Here is a 17,701-nt window from a genome sequence, read left to right on the forward strand (position 1 = left end):
GTTATACCTACAAGCTTAAATTTCCCTCTCCTTCGGAGAGGGACGAGCAAAAAAGAACAAAATTCACGCACTTTGATAGGGTGAGGCTTTCGCCTTGCTTTTCATAACCTCTCCCTATCAACGTTTGGGTTAAAAGTAATGCCTTTGCTTTCCCTTCCGACTTCTTCGGAAGGGATGTACAGACAGAGCAAAAACCACCTCCATTAAAAGGAAGAGGTTTAAGGCACCAGATAAAGTTTTGAGCTTAGGGTGTCGTTTTGTTTTTGAGACAGCCTCTGGCAGCCAACAACAAAAAGTACTCTTTTTTGATAGGGTGAGTCCGAACTGGATTTATGTAACAACTATAAACATTTTTTGAGTCGCACTCTAAAAATGTTTATTATTGGAACTCACTTTAACCCGTCATTTGTGATTGCAGAACCGAATAAAGCCCAACTTCTAATTACCAAACCACACTTTACACTATTAGATGGCTTACGGGGCTTAGCAGCTGTTGTAGTGGTGATATACCATTTCATGGAAATTGCTATTACCGATTACAGCAAAAACTTTATTGCACACGGCTTTCTTGCCGTCGATTTTTTCTTCTGTCTTTCCGGCTTTGTAATTGCCTACGCTTACGATACCCGGGCCGAGAATATAGGCATTACTCAATTCTTCAAGTTAAGGTTAATCCGCCTCCATCCGCTGGTGCTTATCGGCTCAATATTGGGCCTGCTTACCTTCTTGCTCGACCCCTTTAGCGATTTTTATTCAGTTTATGGCCTTGGCAAAACGGCGCTTTTATTCCTCACATCGGCATTTTTGATTCCCTACCCAATCATGCCCGAGCGTTACACCAATTTGTTTTGCCTCAATGCGCCCGCGTGGTCGTTGTTTTGGGAATACATCGCGAACATTTTCTATATACTTATATTTTTCCGGCTGGGTAAGAAAATGCTGTTTGCGCTGGTTCTGGTAGGCGCAGCTTTAATTTGCTACGTGGCCATCCACTCCACCAATTTATCCGGGGGCTGGGGCGGACAAAATTTTTGGGATGGTGGCGTAAGGGTTCTATACTCCTTCGCCGCGGGCATGTTGGTTTATCGTGCCAACTGGATTATAAAAAACAAGCTCGGCTTTGCTGGCATTTCAATCTTGCTCCTTGTGGCCTTTTTAATTCCCTATTCCGATCAATACAACTGGATTATAGAGCCGATAATTGTGTTATTTTATTTTCCTTTGTTGGTTGCTATGGGTGCTGGCACAAACTTAAGTCCATCTTTAACAAAGCTTTGTAACTTATCAGGAGAGATTTCTTATCCCTTATACATGACGCATTACCCGTTTGTATGGGTGTTTTTGACCTATGTTGCGGTTGTTAAGCCGTCAATGTCGACATTGTGGGTGGTTATTCCCGTTTCAGTAATCCTGCTTGTGCTGTTGGCGTATTTGATTATGAAATTTGTAGATTTGCCGCTGCGGAAGTATTTGAGACACAAATTCATTAAGGTTTAGCTAACTGTTTGGTGGCGACACCAACCGTAAGCGAAAGGCGCTTATAATTCTTGCCGTCTTTCCTGCGCAGGCGGTCCCGTACGTACGGGATTAAAACCTTAGCATTAAGATCCTCTACCGATAGCTATCGGTACAAGCTACCAATAACAGCACCGGTTTGTTATGCTGAGGAACAGCCTGTCCCGATTTCTCCTATCGTGTGGACACATCTCGTTTTATGCGCCGTCATTCCCGCGTAGGCGGGAATCTTAATGCTGGGCGCCCAATTTATTGCGCATTAGGATCCCCAGTCAAGCTGAGGATGACGACCATTCTTAGAAAACGCCATAAAATGTGTTGTCATTTTGATGATTTCAGCTCGTAAAACGATATTTCAAAAATGTGTCCACACGATAGGATTTCTCGGGAAAGCATCCGCAACCTACAGCTTACCGTCCTTGCCCACCCACTCACCTCTTTTGGCAGTGGGGTTTTGGCGTTCTGCGTTTCATCGCTTGGGGATCCTTCCTTACACTCAGGATGACAGCGTTAATTCTGAGGATGACAGCCGTTCATAAATAACGCCATACAAGTTTGCCGCCCTAGTTTCGACCATTCCATTCCGTATACCCCGATTCTTCCTTCGGCAGAATGACAACGCATCAAAATAATTTCGCTTTAGCGCAGTAATTTTTTCTACCTTTGCAGCTGATATAAAAATCACGTAGTAAGTGATTAATTAAACATTTTTTATAAACAACTTCAAAGTTCCTTTTTAGGGGATTTCGGGGTAAATCATAGTTGTAGATGATTAACATTACTTTACCTGACGGTTCTGTCCGTCAGTACGAAAAGGGCACTTCTGCCCATCAAATTGCACTGTCAATTTCTGAGGGCCTGGCCCGTAACGTTTTAGCTGCCGAGGTTAATGGCGAAGTTTGGGATTCAACCCGCCCAATTGAGTCAGATTCATCAGTAAAACTGCTAACCTGGAATGATGCCGCCGGAAAATCAACCTTTTGGCATTCATCGGCCCACTTAATGGCCGAGGCTTTAGAAGCTCTCTATCCAGGTACCAAATTTGGTATCGGTCCGGCAATTGAAACCGGTTTCTATTACGATGTAGATTTCGGCGAGAAAGAATTTTCGTCGGATGATTTCAAGGCTATCGAAACCAAAATGATCGAGTTGGCCAAGCAAAAAGAAACTTTCACTCGCGAAAGTGTAAGCAAGGCCGATGCAATTAAGTACTTTACCGAGAAAGGTGACGAATACAAATTAGATTTGATTGATGGTCTGGAAGATGGAAAGATTACTTTCTACACCCAAGGTCAATTTACCGATTTATGTCGTGGCCCGCACATTCCAAATACGGGTTTTGTTAAAGCTGTTAAACTGATGAATGTAGCCGGTGCTTACTGGCGTGGCGATGAAACCAAGAAACAGTTAACCCGTATTTACGGCGTAACTTTCCCTAAGGCCAGCGAGCTTACCGAATATTTGGTGATGATTGAGGAAGCAAAAAAACGCGATCACCGTAAATTAGGAAAAGAGCTTGAGTTGTTCGCTTTCTCAGAAAAAGTGGGCATGGGCTTACCATTATGGTTACCAAAAGGAACTGCCTTGCGTGAGCGTTTGGTTAATTTTTTAACCAAGGCACAGGCAAAAGCAGGCTACGAGCAGGTTGTTACACCACACATTGGCCACAAGAACTTATATGTAACCTCGGGCCACTGGGAAAAATACGGTAAAGATTCGTTTCAGCCAATAAAAACCCCGCAAGAAGGAGAGGAGTTCTTCTTAAAACCAATGAACTGCCCGCACCATTGCGAAATCTATAAAACCAAACCACGTTCGTACAAAGATCTTCCCGTTCGGTTTGCAGAATTTGGAACCGTTTATCGTTACGAGCAGAGCGGCGAGTTGCATGGGTTAACCCGTGTACGTGGCTTTACACAAGATGATGCACACTTGTTTTGTATGCCAGAACAGGTAAAAGACGAGTTTAAAAAGGTAATCGATTTGGTGCTTTATGTATTTAAATCGTTGGGTTTTGAGAATTATACTGCACAAGTTTCGCTGAGAGATCCGGAGAATAAAGCAAAATACATTGGCTCTGACGAAAATTGGAGACTGTCTGAAACTGCAATTATCGAAGCAGCGGCCGAAAAACGTTTGAACACCGTTGTAGAATATGGTGAGGCGGCTTTTTATGGCCCTAAGCTTGATTTTATGGTTAAAGATGCTTTGGGTAGAAAATGGCAACTTGGTACCATTCAGGTTGATTATAACCTGCCCGAGCGCTTCGAACTCGAATATACAGGTAGCGATAACCAGAAGCACAGGCCGGTAATGATTCACCGTGCGCCATTTGGCTCGTTAGAAAGATTTATTGCTGTTTTGATCGAACATTGCGCCGGAAACTTCCCACTGTGGTTAAGCCCTGAGCAATTTATCATTCTTCCTATCTCAGAAAAATATGAAGAATATGCAAAAAAAGTTTTAGATGAATTAAATAATTCCGATATTCGCGGGCTGATTGACTTTCGAGATGAGAAAATCGGACGTAAAATCCGGGATGCCGAAGTTAAAAAGATCCCATACATGCTCATTATCGGCGATAAGGAGATGGCTGAAGGAAAAGTTTCAGTTCGTAAACATGGTGAGGGCGATTTAGGCGAGATGACGTTGACAGAATTCAACGATTTATTGAGAAAAGAAATAACAGTTTAAATTAAAATAACACAAATTTGGCATTAGGAAGACCAGGATTTAACAGGGGGCCACGTCCACCTTTTAAGAAAAAAGAAGCAGAACATAACATTAATCAGTACATTAAATCGCCTGAAGTGCGTTTGGCTGGCGATAATGTTGAACCGGGGATTTATCCTTTGGCAAAAGCTTTGGCACTTGCTGATGAACTGGAGTTGGATTTAGTCGAGATCTCTCCAAATGCCGTACCGCCGGTTTGTAGAATTATCGATTACAGCAAGTTCGTTTACGAACAAAAGAAAAAGCAAAAGGAAATTAAGGCCAATGCTAAGCAAACTGTAATCAAAGAGATTCGTTTCGGTCCTAATACCAACGACCACGATTTTCAATTTAAACTGAAGCATGCCATAAGCTTTTTAGAAAACGGCGAGAAAGTTAGGGCTTATGTGCATTTTAAAGGTAGGGCAATTGTGTACAAAGAACAAGGCGAGATTTTATTATTAAAATTCGCTCAGGCTTTGGAAGATGTAGGAAAAGTAGAATTATTACCTAAGTTAGAAGGTAAGCGGATGTTCCTCACAGTTGCACCTAAAGTAGTAAAAAAATAAAAATAGGTTTATAAATTAAAAAACAGGTTATGCCAAAAATGAAAACCAATTCCAGTGCTAAAAAGCGTTTTTCGCTTACTGGAACAGGTAAAATCAAAAGAAACAAAGCATACAAAAGTCACATCTTAACTAAGATGAGTACTAAACGTAAACGTGCGCTTGGAAATGCAGGAATTGTAACAGATGCAGATTCAGGTAACGTTAAACGTATGCTTTGTATCGGAAAGTAATTTATTAATTCACCAGGTATCAGGCATTAAAGATCCTTAAACGGACGCCGCTTACCAAAAAACAACAACAACATGCCACGTTCGGTAAACGCAGTAGCTTCGAGAAGAAGACGGAAAAAAGTCCTTAATATGGCCAAAGGCTATTGGGGCGCAAGAAGTAAAGTTTTTACAGTTGCTAAAAACACAGTAGAAAAAGGTTTGCAATATGCATACCGCGACCGTAAAGTTAAGAAAAGAGAATTCCGCGGATTATGGATCCAACGTATTAATGCAGGTGCTCGTCAGCACGGTATTTCTTACTCTCAATTAATCGGTAAACTTGCTTCAAAAGAAATCGGTTTAAACCGTAAAGTATTGGCTGATTTAGCAATGAATCACCCAGAAGCTTTCAAAGCTGTAATTGATGCAGTAAAATAGAAATTCTCGCTTTGGCGATAATAATATTATAAAAAGGTCCCGATTCATCGGGACCTTTTTTTGTTTTTAATGCTTTTCAGTGAGGGCTTCAGTAAAGGAACGCTGTCATCCTGAGTTTTAATTTTTTTTTCTAAAAAATCAATATGGATGACGTAAATTATTCTTGCCGTCATTCCCGCGAAGGCGGGAATCTTAATGCTGAGCTAAGGCTTCCGTTTTAGGATTCCCAATTAAATTGGGAATGACGACCGTTCATGGTTGGCGTTAATAGTTTTATTGCTTAAAATTAATTAGCTGTAATACAAGTATTTGCAAAATACGTCAATGGTAGTTTTAATTTGTTGCATAAAAATCAATATGATCAGATAGCTATCGGATCATATTGATTTAGCATCAATCACGAAGATATGTCTAAGAGGTGTCGTCATTTCGAGCGTAGCCGAGAAATCTTTTATTTAAGGTTCAAAGATTTCTCCGCTTCGGTCGAAATGACGATTTTTTTAACGTCAATGGTAGGCACGAAAGATCCCCAAGCGATGGATCCGATAGCTCATCGGATGCCAAACGCCAACAACCCACTGCCAAAGAGAGCGGGCGAGGGGCAATAAAAAATAAAAAGTCATTCGATGAATATCTGCAAAGCGCCTGGTTATTCATCGGATGACTATTCCAAAATGATAAACCGTTTAATCGGTGGCTCATCTCAACAAACCAACGTTAGGCTTGATCATCGATAGTAGCATCGGGAGCATTTTTCTTAACAGATTCAATCCCATTGTCTCTTGAGGCCACACTTTCATACATTTGGCTCGTACCAATAATCTGTCCGTTGGTAGCTATTAAATTGAAATATGACTTATCATTGGTCGATACTTTTCTGTCAAACCGAGCATCATTCTGCGAATTTTTTCGAACTGATTCTACACCATTATCACAGTTGGTCCTTGTGGTATAACCTTGGCTAGTTAAAATTACCTGCCCATTTCCTGCTAATAAGTTAAACTGAAAATCGCCGTTTGTTCTTTTTGAGATTACAAATTTTCCCATCTTACTTTGTTTTTATAGGTTTAAAAATTAATTAAGTTGGGGATGATTCTTCTAAATTTATCATTATTAGGTTGGAAATCAAAATATTGCGGGTGATTTTAGTCTAGCGTCAAGTTTATTCCAAAGGCAGGAAGTTGAAGAAAATGAGACTTGAAGGCAGTCGTCATTGCGCCAAAGGGGCTACTCTGTAGCGAGGTACAGCTTGTCCTGATTTCTCGGGAAAGCAAGTAGCCCCTTCGGGGCAAAGACGGAATAAGAAGGCCGACTTTATTAACGCATGCATGGAGCGTGTGACTAAATTAAAAAATCAGCCTCCTTGCTTTTAATCAAAAATAGAATTATCTTTGCGCAATTCTAAAGGAATCTCTTTGGAACAATTAATTAATTTTTATCGCTTTAATATTATTCAAGAAATGTATTTAAGTTCAGAAAAGAAAGCCGAAATCTTCAAAAAACACGGCGAAGTAGAAACCAACACGGGTTCTGCAGAAGGTCAAGTAGCGTTGTTTACATACCGTATTGCGCACTTAACAGAACACTTAAAGAAAAATCGTAAAGATTTCTCTACTCAGTTGTCACTTCAAAAATTGGTAGGTAAACGCCGCGGTATTTTGGCTTATCTATACAAAAAAGATATTGAGCGCTATCGTGCTATCATCAAAGCTTTAGAGCTTCGTGATATCATTAAACAAAAATAAGCGAATTTTATCAGCAAGAGCCATTCTTCAGGGAATGGCTTTTTAATTTCCTGTTAAATATTTTAACGGGATTTGTTATAGATAGGGTTTTTTAATCTTATCTTCGTTTGCAAAAACAAAAATTATATAAACAACGATGTGTAGAAAGAGGAAAACACATCATAATTCTAATTAAATGAATGTAATAAAAAAATCGTTCGATTTGGGCGATGGCAGAACTGTAGAAATTGAAACTGGCAAATTAGCTAAGCAGGCAGATGGTTCGGTAGTGGTGAAAATGGGCGATACGATGTTGTTGGCAACTGTAGTATCAACTGTTGGTGCTAAGCCAGGCACCGATTTTTTACCTTTATCAGTTGATTATCAAGAAAAATATGCGGCTACAGGCCGTATTCCCGGAGGCTTTTTACGTCGCGAGGCAAGATTATCAGATTACGAGGTTTTAATCTCTCGTTTGGTAGATAGAGCTTTACGTCCAATGTTTCCGAGCGATTATCACTCTGATACTCAGGTGATGATTTCGTTAATTTCTGCCGATAAAAATATAATGCCAGATTGTTTGGCAGGTTTAGCTGCTTCGGCGGCATTGTCTGTTTCAGACATTCCTTTCAATGGTCCTATTTCTGAAGTACGCGTTGCAAAAATCGATGGTAAACTGGTAATCAATCCTTATGCTAGCGATTTAGAGCGTGCAACTTTAGAATTCATGGTTGCTGGTTCGGCAAGCGATATTGGCATGGTTGAGGGTGAGTGCGATGAGATTCAGGAAGACGAAATGGTTGAAGCTTTAAAATTTGCACACGATGCCATTAAAGTTCAATGCGCCATTCAGGTTGAACTGACTGAGGCTACAGGCAAAACCGTAAAACGCGAATATAGCCATGAAGACCATGATGCTGATTTAAAAGCTAAGGTTTATGCTGATACTTACGATAAAGTATATGCAATAGCAAAATCTGGCTTAAATAAAGATGAGCGTAAAGAAGGCTTCACTGCCATCATCAATGAGTTTTTCGAGGCAATGCCAGAAGATACAGAAGATTTAACCAAGGCAATGGCCAAACATTATTACCATGATGTTCAGTACGATGCCATCAGAAACTTGTTGTTAGATGAAGGCATCCGTTTAGATGGCCGTAAAACTACTGAAATTCGTCCGATTTGGAGCGAAGTAGGTTATTTGCCGGCAGCACATGGTTCAGCTGTATTTACGCGTGGCGAAACTCAATCGTTAACATCAGTTACTTTAGGTAGTAAAGATGATGAGCAAATGATTGACGGTGCTTTCTTTAACGGCTACCAAAAATTCTTGTTGCACTATAATTTCCCGGGTTTTTCAACTGGTGAAGTAAGACCAAACAGAGGCGCTGGCCGTCGCGAAATTGGGCATGGTGCATTGGCGCAACGCTCATTGAAAAAAGTATTGCCACAAGGTGAGGCAAATCCTTATACCATCCGTATTGTTTCTGATATTTTAGAATCGAACGGTTCATCATCAATGGCAACTGTTTGTGCTGGTACTTTAGCATTAATGGATGCTGGTATTAAAATCAAATCGCCAGTTTCTGGTATCGCAATGGGCTTAATTACCGATGAAAAAACTGGTAAATACGCCATCCTTTCGGATATTTTAGGTGATGAAGATCACCTGGGCGATATGGACTTTAAAGTTACTGGTACTGAAAATGGTATCGTTGCCTGTCAAATGGACTTAAAAATTAATGGTTTATCATATGAAGTTTTAACAAAAGCTTTGTTACAGGCAAAAGAAGGTCGCTTACACATCTTAAACGAGATGAAAAAGACCATCAGCCAGCCAAATGAAGATTATAAGCCACATGCTCCACGTATTGTTTCTTTAACTATCGATAAAGAATTTATCGGTGCGATTATCGGCCCCGGAGGTAAAATTATTCAAGAAATGCAACGCGAAACTGGTGCTTCGATCTCTATTGAGGAAGTTGAAGGTAAAGGAATCGTTGAGGTGTTTGCAGATAATAAAGCTGCAATTGATGCCGCTGTAACCCGTATACGTAACATCGTTGCTAAGCCAGAAATTGGCGAGGTTTACCAGGGTAAAGTAAAATCAATTATGCCATTTGGTGCATTTGTTGAAGTGATGCCTGGTAAAGATGGTTTGTTGCACATCTCTGAAATTTCATGGGAACGTTTAGAAACCATGGATGGCGTGTTAAAAGAAGGCGATAAGATCGAGGTTAAATTGTTAGACATCGATAAACAAGGTAAAATGAAGCTTTCTAGAAAAGTTTTATTGCCAAGACCTGAAAAACCGGCAGCACCTAAAGCGTAAAAAAGTCCGAAGTCGTGCCAGAGGCGTCCCTTTGGTACAAGTCCGCAGTCGGAAAATAAAAAGTTTGCCCTTTCAGTTTTAAACTGGAAGGGCTTTTTTACTTTAAAACGAACTTCAATCTTTCGAACTAAAAACTTTCAGACTTCTTTTGTAACTTGCAATTACAATGAAAAAGGACAAACATCTTTTAGAAAACTCCGCTGCCGACTATCATAAAGCAGAGGAAGATTTACTAAAAAGGGCCTTATCAACTTCATACACAGATCGTTTTCACGCTATGACCAGGTTGATGAAATTAAATATTATTTTAAAATCAGCAAAAGTTGTCCATAAAAAAATAGATAAGTAATGGATGTTTTTGACGATGACATACTAAAGTTGTGGCGGTCGCTTTTAAAAAGCGATGTTAGTTTTATCATGATTGGCGGAGTGGCAACCAATTTGCACGGATTTCATAGAACTACTGAGGATATTGATATTTGGATAAAAGACAGTCTCGAAAATAGAAAAAATTTGAGGAATGCTTTTAAAGATTATGGCTTAGGCGATTTTGAAGCATTGGAGACTACTCAATTCATTCCAGGTTGGACAGATTTCTATCTTGAAAACAGTTTGCGAATGGATATTATGACATCAGTGAAGGGATTGGAGGAATTTGGCTTTGATAAGTGCTTAGCGTATGCTTCCATTGCAACTATTTATGAACTGGAAATTCCATTTTTACATATTAATCAGTTAATAGAATCGAAAAAGGCAGCCAATCGTCCGAAAGATCAAATAGACATAATTGAATTGGAAAATATCAAGAGACTAAGAGATAAATAAATGAAATACATCATAGCCCCATCCATACTTTCTGCTGATTTCGGCAACTTACAACGCGATATTGAAATGATCAATAAGAGTGAGGCCGATTGGTTTCATGTTGATGTGATGGATGGTGTTTTTGTGCCCAATATTTCTTTCGGCTTTCCGATAATGGCGGCCGTTAAAAAGCATGCAGCTAAGCCATTAGATGTTCACCTGATGATTGTTGAACCGGATAAATTTATCGGCGACTTTGCTAAAGCAGGTGCGGACCGAATTACCGTTCATTATGAGGCTTGCACGCACTTGCATAGAACGGTACAGCTCATTAAGGCTTCGGGGTGTAAGGCCGGGGTTGCCTTAAATCCGCATACGCCCGTTTCGTTGTTAGCTGATATTATAGGCGATTTAGATCTGGTGTTGATTATGTCGGTAAACCCGGGCTTTGGCGGACAGCAATTTATCCAGAATACTTACAAGAAGATCCGCGAGTTGAAGCATTTGATAACCGGAGTAAATGAAAATCTGGTTATAGAAGTTGATGGTGGCGTAGGTGTAGAAAATATCGGCAATTTGGTATCGGCAGGGGCCAATGCCTTTGTATCAGGAAGTGCAATTTTTGCAACAAACAGCCCGACAGAAACGATAGCCAAGATGAAGGAATTAACAGGCAAGAGGTTAACTGTTTAGTCCGATGAATTGTTTAATTGCTTAGTTTGTTAAACTGAAGATTTCGTTAACTGAAATTATTAACTGTCAACTGAAATTGCTAACTGTCAACTGAAATTGCTAACTGCCAACTGCTAATTGCCAACTGCCAACTGCTAAAATGCTCAAATTTAAATTAATCCTCTTCTTGTTAATTGCTGGCTGCAGCTTAGCTGTTGCACAGCCGTTGGTGAGGGTTTCGGGCATAGTTTACAATCAGGAAAAATCACCATTACCGCAGGTTACCGTAATTGTTTTAGGGCAGGCACAGTCGACCGTTACCGATGAATTTGGCGTTTACACGATTTACTCAAAATCGAAGGTTTTCGCCATTAAATATTCGTTGCTCGGTTATGAGCAGAAAACCTTAAAATTTAGCGAACGCACAGGTGCGCGGATAACGCAACAGGTGACCCTTGCTGCTAATATTAATGAGCTTGAGCAGGTAAATATTACTAATAAACAAAATCAGCTCACTAACACCACAACTATAAATATTGCCGATATTCCATCAATGCCGTTAGTTTCGGGCAATTTTGAAACGATGCTCAAAACGCTGCCCGGCGTATCTACAAATAACGAACTTAGTGCGCAATACAGCGTTCGTGGTGGAAACTTTGATGAGAACCTGATTTATGTCAATGATGTGGAAATCAACCGGCCCGTTTTAATCCGTAATGGGCAGCAGGAGGGGCTAAGCTTTATAAATGCTGAACTGGTTAGCAAAGCCAAGTTTTCTGCGGGCGGTTTCGAGGCCAAATATGGCGATAAACTTTCGTCGGTTTTGGATGTAAGATATGATAAGCCCGATAGCAACCAAATTATTTTAAGCACAAGCCTTTTAAACACTTCACTGGCCGTAAAGCGGAACTTTAAGAATGGCTTTTTACTTGCTGGTTTGCGATATAAAAATAACTCGAATGTGCTGATCAAACAGGACGAAAAAGGTAGCTACAATCCAAATTATGCCGATGCACAGGTGATGTATCAATACAATTTCTCGCCAAAATTCAATGTTAATGTATTGGGGAATTTCAATTTAGGGCAATTTAAATTGACGCCAGCTTACCGCGAAACGGAGTTTGGTACGTTAAGTACAACGTTGCGATTAAATGTGGACTATACAGGGCAAGAAATTGATGACTATCAAACAGTGGGAACCGCTGTTACGGCAACTTTCGCTCCACAACCAAACCTGGTTATAAAGTTTATAAACAGCTACTTTAATACGGTGGAAAGAGAGCGTTATGATATTGATGGAAGCTACATTTTCGATGAGGTTGACAACACGTTTTCACGCGATGATTTTGGCCCGGTTACTAAAAACAGGGGCATAGGAAGTTATTATAATTACGGTCGCAACAGCTTGAATACCCAGATTTTAACTTCGGAACTTAAGGTTGATCAAAACTTCGACAACCACGTTTTTTCCTGGGGACTGAAGTTCAATAATGCAAAGTACAACGATCGCTTAAACGAGTACAATTACACAGATTCAGCTGGATATATTGTGCCGGGCAATTCGAAAAATATTGTGCTCCAAAACGTAATCAACGTAGATAATGATCTGGATATCAAAAACTACAGTGCGTACATACAAGATAGTTATTCGCTTTCGGATCATGCTGAGCTGCAACTTGGCGCCCGGGCCACGTACAGCTCGTTGAGCAGGCAGCTGCTCATTAGCCCGAGGATGCTTATTGCCTATCGGCCAAATTCGAACAATAAAATCTTAAGATTTAGTGCTGGTGTTTACAAACAGCCGCCATCTTATCGAACCATTCGCGATTTTAGCGGGCACTTAAATGTCGATCAAAAGGCGCAAAGCTCTTACAATACGTCTGTGGGGTATGATTATGCTTTCGATGCTTTCGGAACCCGCCTTAAATTTACTTCGGAGGCATATTTTAAATATTCAGACCGGTTGATTCCTTATAAAATTGACAATTTGAGAATCAAGTACCTGGCCGATGAGGTTTCGAGAGGTTACGCTTATGGGGCCGATTTTACTATCGGTGGCGAGTTTGTCAAAGATCTCGTGTCGTATTTCCGAATGTCGATCATGCATGCTAACGAAGATATTGTAGGCGACAGCTACGTACAAAATGGTAAAACGATATTTCCAGATTATATAAAACGTCCAACCGATCAGCGGGTCAATTTTTCTGTTTTTTTTCAAGACCGACTTTTAAACAGCCCGACTTACAAAGTTCACCTCAACGTGTTATATGGTTCCCGTTTACCAATCGGTCCGTCGGAGACGCCAAGGTATTTGGATAAGTTTTTTATTCCATCGTACAAGCGTGTCGATATCGGTTTTTCGAAAGATTTTCTTGATGATGCGGCTTTGCATAAACCCAGGTTTTTAGACAAGAATTTCAGTGCTGTTATCTTGTTTTTTGAGGTTTTTAATCTATTGAATATTAACAATACGGTTTCTTATTTGTGGTTAAAAGACGTTGACAATGTGCAGTTTGCAATTCCAAACTATTTAACAGGTCGGCAATTTAACTTAAAGTTGATTGTGAAGCTGAAAAATAAACCTTGATCACGGCAATATTGAAGGATTTTGAGATCTAATTAATTGATGTCAGTTGTCCGTTTCTTGAAACCAACGGCAAAGTGGTTAGCCAAACCCGACATTTATGCAGCCCGCTTAACGCTGTCATTCTCAGTGTAACGAAGAATCCCGAAGCGACGATATACCGAATCCCAAAAAACCGCTGTCAAGAAGGGTGAGTGAGTGGGCAAGAGCGGTAAAATATAGGTTTCGGATGCATCGTTCCTCAGCATGACAAAGCCAGGGTTACTTCATCCTTTGTATTGCAAAAACCGCAATAAAACCTTAAAAACAACCTTAATTTTTAACAAATTTTAATTATTTATCCTACGATTTTATAGGCATAACTGCTTTAAAAATTTTACATTTACGGCCATAAAACATTATATAATAAGATGAAGCATAATTTTGGCGCAGGCCCTTGTATTTTACCTCAAGAAGTGTTTAAACAAGCTGCACAGGCAGTTTTAGATTTTAACGATGGCTTATCAATTTTAGAAATTTCGCACAGAACAACGGAGTTTGAGGCAGTTGTTGCCGAAGCTGAGAAATTGGTAAAAGAGTTACTAAACGTGCCTTCGGGTTATTCGGTTTTATTTTTACAGGGCGGTGCAAGTTTGCAATTTGCAATGGTTCCAATGAACTTGTTGGGCGATGGGCAAACCGCAGGTTATTTAGATTCGGGCGTTTGGGCTTCAAAAGCCATAAAGGAAGCTAAATTTGTTGGCAATGTAAACGTGCTGGCGTCTTCTAAAGAATCGAACTATACGTTTATTCCAAAAGGCTACGAAATTCCGGCCGATAGCGCTTACCTACATTATACATCGAACAACACAATTTATGGAACTGAGCTTTTCGAGGTTCCTCAAACAAATGTTCCTGTAGTTTGCGATATGTCATCAGATATTATGAGCAGGGTGATCGATGTTTCAAAATTCAGCCTAATTTATGCTGGTGCACAGAAAAATATCGGCCCGGCAGGATTAACAATCGTGATCGTTAAAGACGATATTCTTGGCAAAACCGATCGTAAAATCCCTTCGATGCTAAATTATCAATCGCATATTGATAACGGCTCAATGTATAACACACCACCTGTTTTCTCTATTTATGTGGCCTTGTTAAACCTGCGTTGGTTAAAATCGAAAGGTGGCGTAGCACAAATTGAAAGCGAAAACAAACAAAAAGCAGAGGCGCTTTACAGAGAGATAGATCGCAATCCGCTGTTTAAAGGAACTTGTGCAGTTGAAGATCGCTCAAGAATGAATATATGTTTTGTAATGGAGAATGCCGAACTGGAGAAACCGTTTTTAAAGTTTGCAGAAGAGCAGGGCATCGTGGGAATAAAAGGCCACAGAAGTGTCGGCGGTTTCCGTGCTTCGATGTACAATGCGTTGCCGATTACCTCGGTTCATGCTTTAATTGAGGCCATGCAATCTTTCGAGGAAAAACAGGCAAAATCAAATTAATTTAAATTAAAAACGACAGATTATCGGTGAAAATTTCGTTAATCTGTGCAATCATAAAAAAATGATTAAGATATTAGCGAACGATGGGATAGACCCAATCGGAAAAGAATTATTAGAGAAAGCAGGTTTTCAGGTCGACACAGAAACTGTTCCGCAGGAACAACTTGCTGAAGCCCTAAAGAACTATGATGCCATTACGGTTCGTAGCGCAACCAAAGTAAGAAAAGAACTGATTGACGCTGTGCCAAACATCAAATTGATTGGCAGGGGTGGAGTTGGTATGGATAACATCGACGTAGAATATGCCCGCAGTCAGGGCGTTGCCGTTGTGAACACGCCAGCTGCATCATCGTTATCGGTTGCCGAGTTAGTTTTCTCGCATTTGTTTACCGGAATTCGTTTTTTGCAAGATGCCAATCGCAAAATGCCTGTTGAGGGCGCAACTCAGTTCAACAACCTTAAAAAAGCTTATGCAAAAGGAACCGAGCTAAGTGGTAAAACGATGGGTATAATCGGGTTCGGACGAATTGGTCGTGCAACAGCCAAGGTTGCATTGGGCTTAGGAATGAATGTTTTAGCGTATGATTTGTATCCGTCAGAATCCGAAATTACTTTGGAATTTCAAGGCGGTAAATCGGTGAGTATTCCGATTAAAACGGTTTCTTTAGACGAAGTGATTGCGGGAAGTGATTTTTTAAGCTTGCACACGCCATTTGCTGAAAAACCGATTTTAGGCTCCGAAGAGTTTGCTAAAATGAAAAACGGCGTTGGTATTGTGAACTGTTCTCGTGGGGGAACAATTGATGAGCCGGCATTAATTGAGGCATTAAACTCAGGAAAGGTTTCTTTTGCGGGCTTAGATGTTTTCGATAATGAACCTACTCCGCTGGCTGAAATTTTAACACATCCAAAAATTTCGTTGACCCCGCACATCGGTGCATCAACTAACGAAGCGCAAGAACGTATCGGTACTGAACTTGCCACTTTGATTATTGAGCATTTTAAGAAATAAAATCATCAGAGCTACTGACTTACAAGTTGGTAGCTCTTTTCATTTCAATCTAATGCATGCATTAATACCCAATACCGATAGCCTAAAATCGCTTTCTGCAAAGTAGTTAACCTGTTCGGGTCTTTTTTATATAAGCTTGGCAAAATTGCATTGTTAATCTTAACCAAAGCTTTAAACAGCGCTTTTTTCATTCTTTTTATATCGCTTGAGTTCCTTGTTGAAAAAGTAAAATCCGCCGGCCATTATCAAAATCAAAGCTATGATAATATAAGTGGATAAACTTTGATTATTTTTCGTCGCTTGCACTTTAAGCAGTTCGTTTTGATCTTGCAGTTTTTTGATCGCCCGCATATAGCTGTCGAGTTTTTCTTGCGAATGATCGGCAACGGCCACTTTTTGTTGATTCTGCAAATCTTTATATTCCATTAAAACTTTCAGCTCCTTAAAAATATTGTTATCCGTCAGTACAACCTGCCGCAAAATTTCGTTTGAGTTTTTAATGTCTTTCCTGGTTTGCCAGCCGAAAATACCCGTCCGCTGGTTTAAGCTCTCGTCATATTGACCAAATTTTGCACTTCGCTCGGCCAGCAACGCGTTTACCTTAACACGCTGAGCGGCGTAACTTGCGGTATCTTGTTGTGCAGCGGCATTGAAACTTAAAAATAAAATCAAAAAAAGATAAAAATAGGTTTTCATGCGATATAAACGTCCAAAGGCTCGAAGTTGTTTTATTTGTTCATTAGTTCATTGGTAGCAATGGGCAATAGGCGATAAGCAATTGGGAATGAGCAAAGCAATAAGCAATTTTGCGAAGTGGCTATTCAGCTTTAGTCTTTTAGCTTTTAGCTTTAGTCTTTCAGCTTCCTTAAGAATGAAACTCTACACGTACAATATCGCCGAGGTGCAAACCAAGCAGGCCGCTCGCCTTGCCTTTGTTGATTGCGATTTCAAGGTGGTTGCTAATGCCGAACAAGCATAATTTTTCACCTTCTGAAACCTCGTTGTAATGCCAGCTCAGTTGCGTAATGGTTTCACTTTTTCTAAAATACAAGGTAAAATCGCGATTTTTCTGGATTCTGGTAAAAAGATCTTTCGTAATATTTGTAATTACGTTACAGAAAGTATCAATGTAAACTACGCTTCCGCGGATAATATCTCGCTCAATTACAGGATGCAAAAGTACTTTCTGCTCAATTTCTGATACAGGTAACCCAATATCCTTTAGCTTGCCGCCTTTTGCCAAATGTGTAGCTGCTTTTACAAAAATGTCAACCAAAGGGAAATGGAGATATTTCAGGTCTTGCATAATGTTTAGCTCCACAACATCTTCCGGAGTTTCGTCAAAAAGCAACGAAAAAATACCATTGTCGGCACCAACAAAATAATGGTCGCGGTGTTTAACGGCAATGTATTTCGTGTTTTCGCTATACACAGAATCTATACCAATAAGGTGCACCGTATTTTTAGGGAAATACGGATAAGCGTTCTTTAAAACAAAGGCGGCGTAAGAAATATTGAAGGATGGAACTTCGTGAGTGATATCAACTAAATTAACATTAGGCATCAGATTGAACAGGCTACCTTTAAGGGCGCTCTGATAAAAATCTTTTGAACCTAAATCTGTTGTTAAAGTAATTATCCCCATT

The 17,701-nt window shown here is 40.1% G+C and carries 17 protein-coding genes; 13 read left to right on the forward strand and 4 right to left on the reverse strand.

Features of this window, described 5'->3' with window-relative positions; genetic code table 11:
* Positions 1 to 408: 408 nt before the first annotated feature.
* The 5 genes from IZT61_RS00825 to rplT all read left to right on the forward strand — a co-directional run bounded on the left by IZT61_RS00825 (position 409) and on the right by rplT (position 5,443).
* Positions 409 to 1,497, forward strand: a complete 1,089-nt coding sequence (locus tag IZT61_RS00825) for an acyltransferase family protein (RefSeq protein ID WP_230383805.1) — start codon at positions 409 to 411, stop codon at positions 1,495 to 1,497.
* A 786-nt stretch (positions 1,498 to 2,283) separates the two neighbouring features.
* The gene (gene thrS / locus IZT61_RS00830) at positions 2,284 to 4,209 is read left to right on the forward strand and encodes a threonine--tRNA ligase (RefSeq protein ID WP_196099325.1); all 1,926 of its coding nucleotides are present in this window, start codon (positions 2,284 to 2,286) and stop codon (positions 4,207 to 4,209) included.
* A 17-nt stretch (positions 4,210 to 4,226) separates the two neighbouring features.
* Positions 4,227 to 4,796, forward strand: coding sequence for a translation initiation factor IF-3 (infC, locus tag IZT61_RS00835; RefSeq protein WP_047797741.1), 570 nt, complete (start codon positions 4,227 to 4,229; stop codon positions 4,794 to 4,796).
* Positions 4,797 to 4,825: 29 nt separating this feature from the next.
* Entirely contained in the window at positions 4,826 to 5,026 is a 201-nt protein-coding gene (rpmI, locus tag IZT61_RS00840) for a 50S ribosomal protein L35 (RefSeq protein WP_010600880.1), read from the forward strand.
* A gap of 72 nt (positions 5,027 to 5,098) precedes the next feature.
* The gene (rplT, locus tag IZT61_RS00845; RefSeq protein WP_029285460.1) at positions 5,099 to 5,443 is read left to right on the forward strand and encodes a 50S ribosomal protein L20; all 345 of its coding nucleotides are present in this window, start codon (positions 5,099 to 5,101) and stop codon (positions 5,441 to 5,443) included.
* A 717-nt stretch (positions 5,444 to 6,160) separates the two neighbouring features.
* Here the strand turns inward: rplT and IZT61_RS00850 are convergent.
* Positions 6,161 to 6,490 carry a YegP family protein gene (locus tag IZT61_RS00850; protein ID WP_196099326.1) on the reverse strand — a complete coding sequence of 110 codons (330 nt, stop codon included), beginning with the start codon at positions 6,488 to 6,490 and terminating at the stop codon, positions 6,161 to 6,163.
* A gap of 413 nt (positions 6,491 to 6,903) precedes the next feature.
* On the opposite strand from IZT61_RS00850, the gene rpsO reads away from it, so the two are divergent.
* From rpsO to IZT61_RS00890, 8 genes are all read left to right on the forward strand, one after another.
* Positions 6,904 to 7,188, forward strand: coding sequence for a 30S ribosomal protein S15 (gene rpsO, locus IZT61_RS00855; protein ID WP_115401220.1), 285 nt, complete (start codon positions 6,904 to 6,906; stop codon positions 7,186 to 7,188).
* Positions 7,189 to 7,363: 175 nt separating this feature from the next.
* Positions 7,364 to 9,499, forward strand: coding sequence for a polyribonucleotide nucleotidyltransferase (pnp, locus tag IZT61_RS00860; RefSeq protein WP_196099327.1), 2,136 nt, complete (start codon positions 7,364 to 7,366; stop codon positions 9,497 to 9,499).
* A 166-nt stretch (positions 9,500 to 9,665) separates the two neighbouring features.
* Positions 9,666 to 9,848, forward strand: coding sequence for a hypothetical protein (locus tag IZT61_RS00865; RefSeq protein ID WP_196099328.1), 183 nt, complete (start codon positions 9,666 to 9,668; stop codon positions 9,846 to 9,848).
* Positions 9,848 to 10,324 carry a DUF6036 family nucleotidyltransferase gene (locus tag IZT61_RS00870; protein ID WP_196099329.1) on the forward strand — a complete coding sequence of 159 codons (477 nt, stop codon included), beginning with the start codon at positions 9,848 to 9,850 and terminating at the stop codon, positions 10,322 to 10,324. The genes IZT61_RS00865 and IZT61_RS00870 overlap by 1 nt, the downstream gene beginning before the upstream one ends.
* The gene (rpe, locus tag IZT61_RS00875; protein ID WP_196099330.1) at positions 10,325 to 10,996 is read left to right on the forward strand and encodes a ribulose-phosphate 3-epimerase; all 672 of its coding nucleotides are present in this window, start codon (positions 10,325 to 10,327) and stop codon (positions 10,994 to 10,996) included.
* A gap of 139 nt (positions 10,997 to 11,135) precedes the next feature.
* Positions 11,136 to 13,562 carry a TonB-dependent receptor gene (locus IZT61_RS00880; RefSeq protein ID WP_196099331.1) on the forward strand — a complete coding sequence of 809 codons (2,427 nt, stop codon included), beginning with the start codon at positions 11,136 to 11,138 and terminating at the stop codon, positions 13,560 to 13,562.
* Between the two features lie 407 nt (positions 13,563 to 13,969).
* Positions 13,970 to 15,043, forward strand: coding sequence for a 3-phosphoserine/phosphohydroxythreonine transaminase (gene serC, locus IZT61_RS00885; protein ID WP_196099332.1), 1,074 nt, complete (start codon positions 13,970 to 13,972; stop codon positions 15,041 to 15,043).
* A 61-nt stretch (positions 15,044 to 15,104) separates the two neighbouring features.
* Complete coding sequence (locus tag IZT61_RS00890) at positions 15,105 to 16,055, forward strand: D-2-hydroxyacid dehydrogenase (RefSeq protein WP_196099333.1); 951 nt, start codon at positions 15,105 to 15,107, stop codon at positions 16,053 to 16,055.
* A gap of 44 nt (positions 16,056 to 16,099) precedes the next feature.
* Here the strand turns inward: IZT61_RS00890 and IZT61_RS00895 are convergent, their stop codons facing one another.
* The 3 genes from IZT61_RS00895 to IZT61_RS00905 form a co-directional block, all read right to left on the reverse strand.
* Positions 16,100 to 16,246 carry a hypothetical protein gene (locus tag IZT61_RS00895; protein ID WP_196099334.1) on the reverse strand — a complete coding sequence of 49 codons (147 nt, stop codon included), beginning with the start codon at positions 16,244 to 16,246 and terminating at the stop codon, positions 16,100 to 16,102.
* Positions 16,227 to 16,751 (reverse strand): hypothetical protein, encoded by a 525-nt coding sequence (locus IZT61_RS00900; RefSeq protein WP_196099335.1) that lies wholly within the window; start codon positions 16,749 to 16,751, stop codon positions 16,227 to 16,229. The genes IZT61_RS00895 and IZT61_RS00900 overlap by 20 nt, the downstream gene beginning before the upstream one ends.
* Before the next feature lie 169 nt (positions 16,752 to 16,920).
* The gene (locus IZT61_RS00905; RefSeq protein ID WP_196099336.1) at positions 16,921 to 17,700 is read right to left on the reverse strand and encodes an SAM hydrolase/SAM-dependent halogenase family protein; all 780 of its coding nucleotides are present in this window, start codon (positions 17,698 to 17,700) and stop codon (positions 16,921 to 16,923) included.
* Position 17,701 lies beyond the last annotated feature (1 nt).

It is taken from the genome of Pedobacter endophyticus (assembly GCF_015679185.1).
Lineage (GTDB): Bacteria > Bacteroidota > Bacteroidia > Sphingobacteriales > Sphingobacteriaceae > Pedobacter > Pedobacter endophyticus.

Bases quoted from the DNA above. Each gene is read 5' to 3' on its own strand.
- IZT61_RS00900 (WP_196099335.1), bottom strand. From the start codon at position 16,751: ATGAAAACCTATTTTTATCTTTTTTTGATTTTATTTTTAAGTTTCAAT.
- rpe (WP_196099330.1), top strand. From the start codon at position 10,325: ATGAAATACATCATAGCCCCATCCATACTTTCTGCTGATTTCGGCAAC.
- IZT61_RS00890 (WP_196099333.1), top strand. From the start codon at position 15,105: ATGATTAAGATATTAGCGAACGATGGGATAGACCCAATCGGAAAAGAA.
- IZT61_RS00865 (WP_196099328.1), top strand. From the start codon at position 9,666: ATGAAAAAGGACAAACATCTTTTAGAAAACTCCGCTGCCGACTATCAT.
- rpsO (WP_115401220.1), top strand. From the start codon at position 6,904: ATGTATTTAAGTTCAGAAAAGAAAGCCGAAATCTTCAAAAAACACGGC.
- IZT61_RS00850 (WP_196099326.1), bottom strand. From the start codon at position 6,490: ATGGGAAAATTTGTAATCTCAAAAAGAACAAACGGCGATTTTCAGTTT.
- thrS (WP_196099325.1), top strand. From the start codon at position 2,284: ATGATTAACATTACTTTACCTGACGGTTCTGTCCGTCAGTACGAAAAG.
- IZT61_RS00895 (WP_196099334.1), bottom strand. From the start codon at position 16,246: ATGAAAAAAGCGCTGTTTAAAGCTTTGGTTAAGATTAACAATGCAATT.
- pnp (WP_196099327.1), top strand. From the start codon at position 7,364: ATGAATGTAATAAAAAAATCGTTCGATTTGGGCGATGGCAGAACTGTA.
- serC (WP_196099332.1), top strand. From the start codon at position 13,970: ATGAAGCATAATTTTGGCGCAGGCCCTTGTATTTTACCTCAAGAAGTG.
- IZT61_RS00870 (WP_196099329.1), top strand. From the start codon at position 9,848: ATGGATGTTTTTGACGATGACATACTAAAGTTGTGGCGGTCGCTTTTA.
- IZT61_RS00880 (WP_196099331.1), top strand. From the start codon at position 11,136: ATGCTCAAATTTAAATTAATCCTCTTCTTGTTAATTGCTGGCTGCAGC.
- rpmI (WP_010600880.1), top strand. From the start codon at position 4,826: ATGCCAAAAATGAAAACCAATTCCAGTGCTAAAAAGCGTTTTTCGCTT.
- IZT61_RS00905 (WP_196099336.1), bottom strand. From the start codon at position 17,700: ATGGGGATAATTACTTTAACAACAGATTTAGGTTCAAAAGATTTTTAT.
- rplT (WP_029285460.1), top strand. From the start codon at position 5,099: ATGCCACGTTCGGTAAACGCAGTAGCTTCGAGAAGAAGACGGAAAAAA.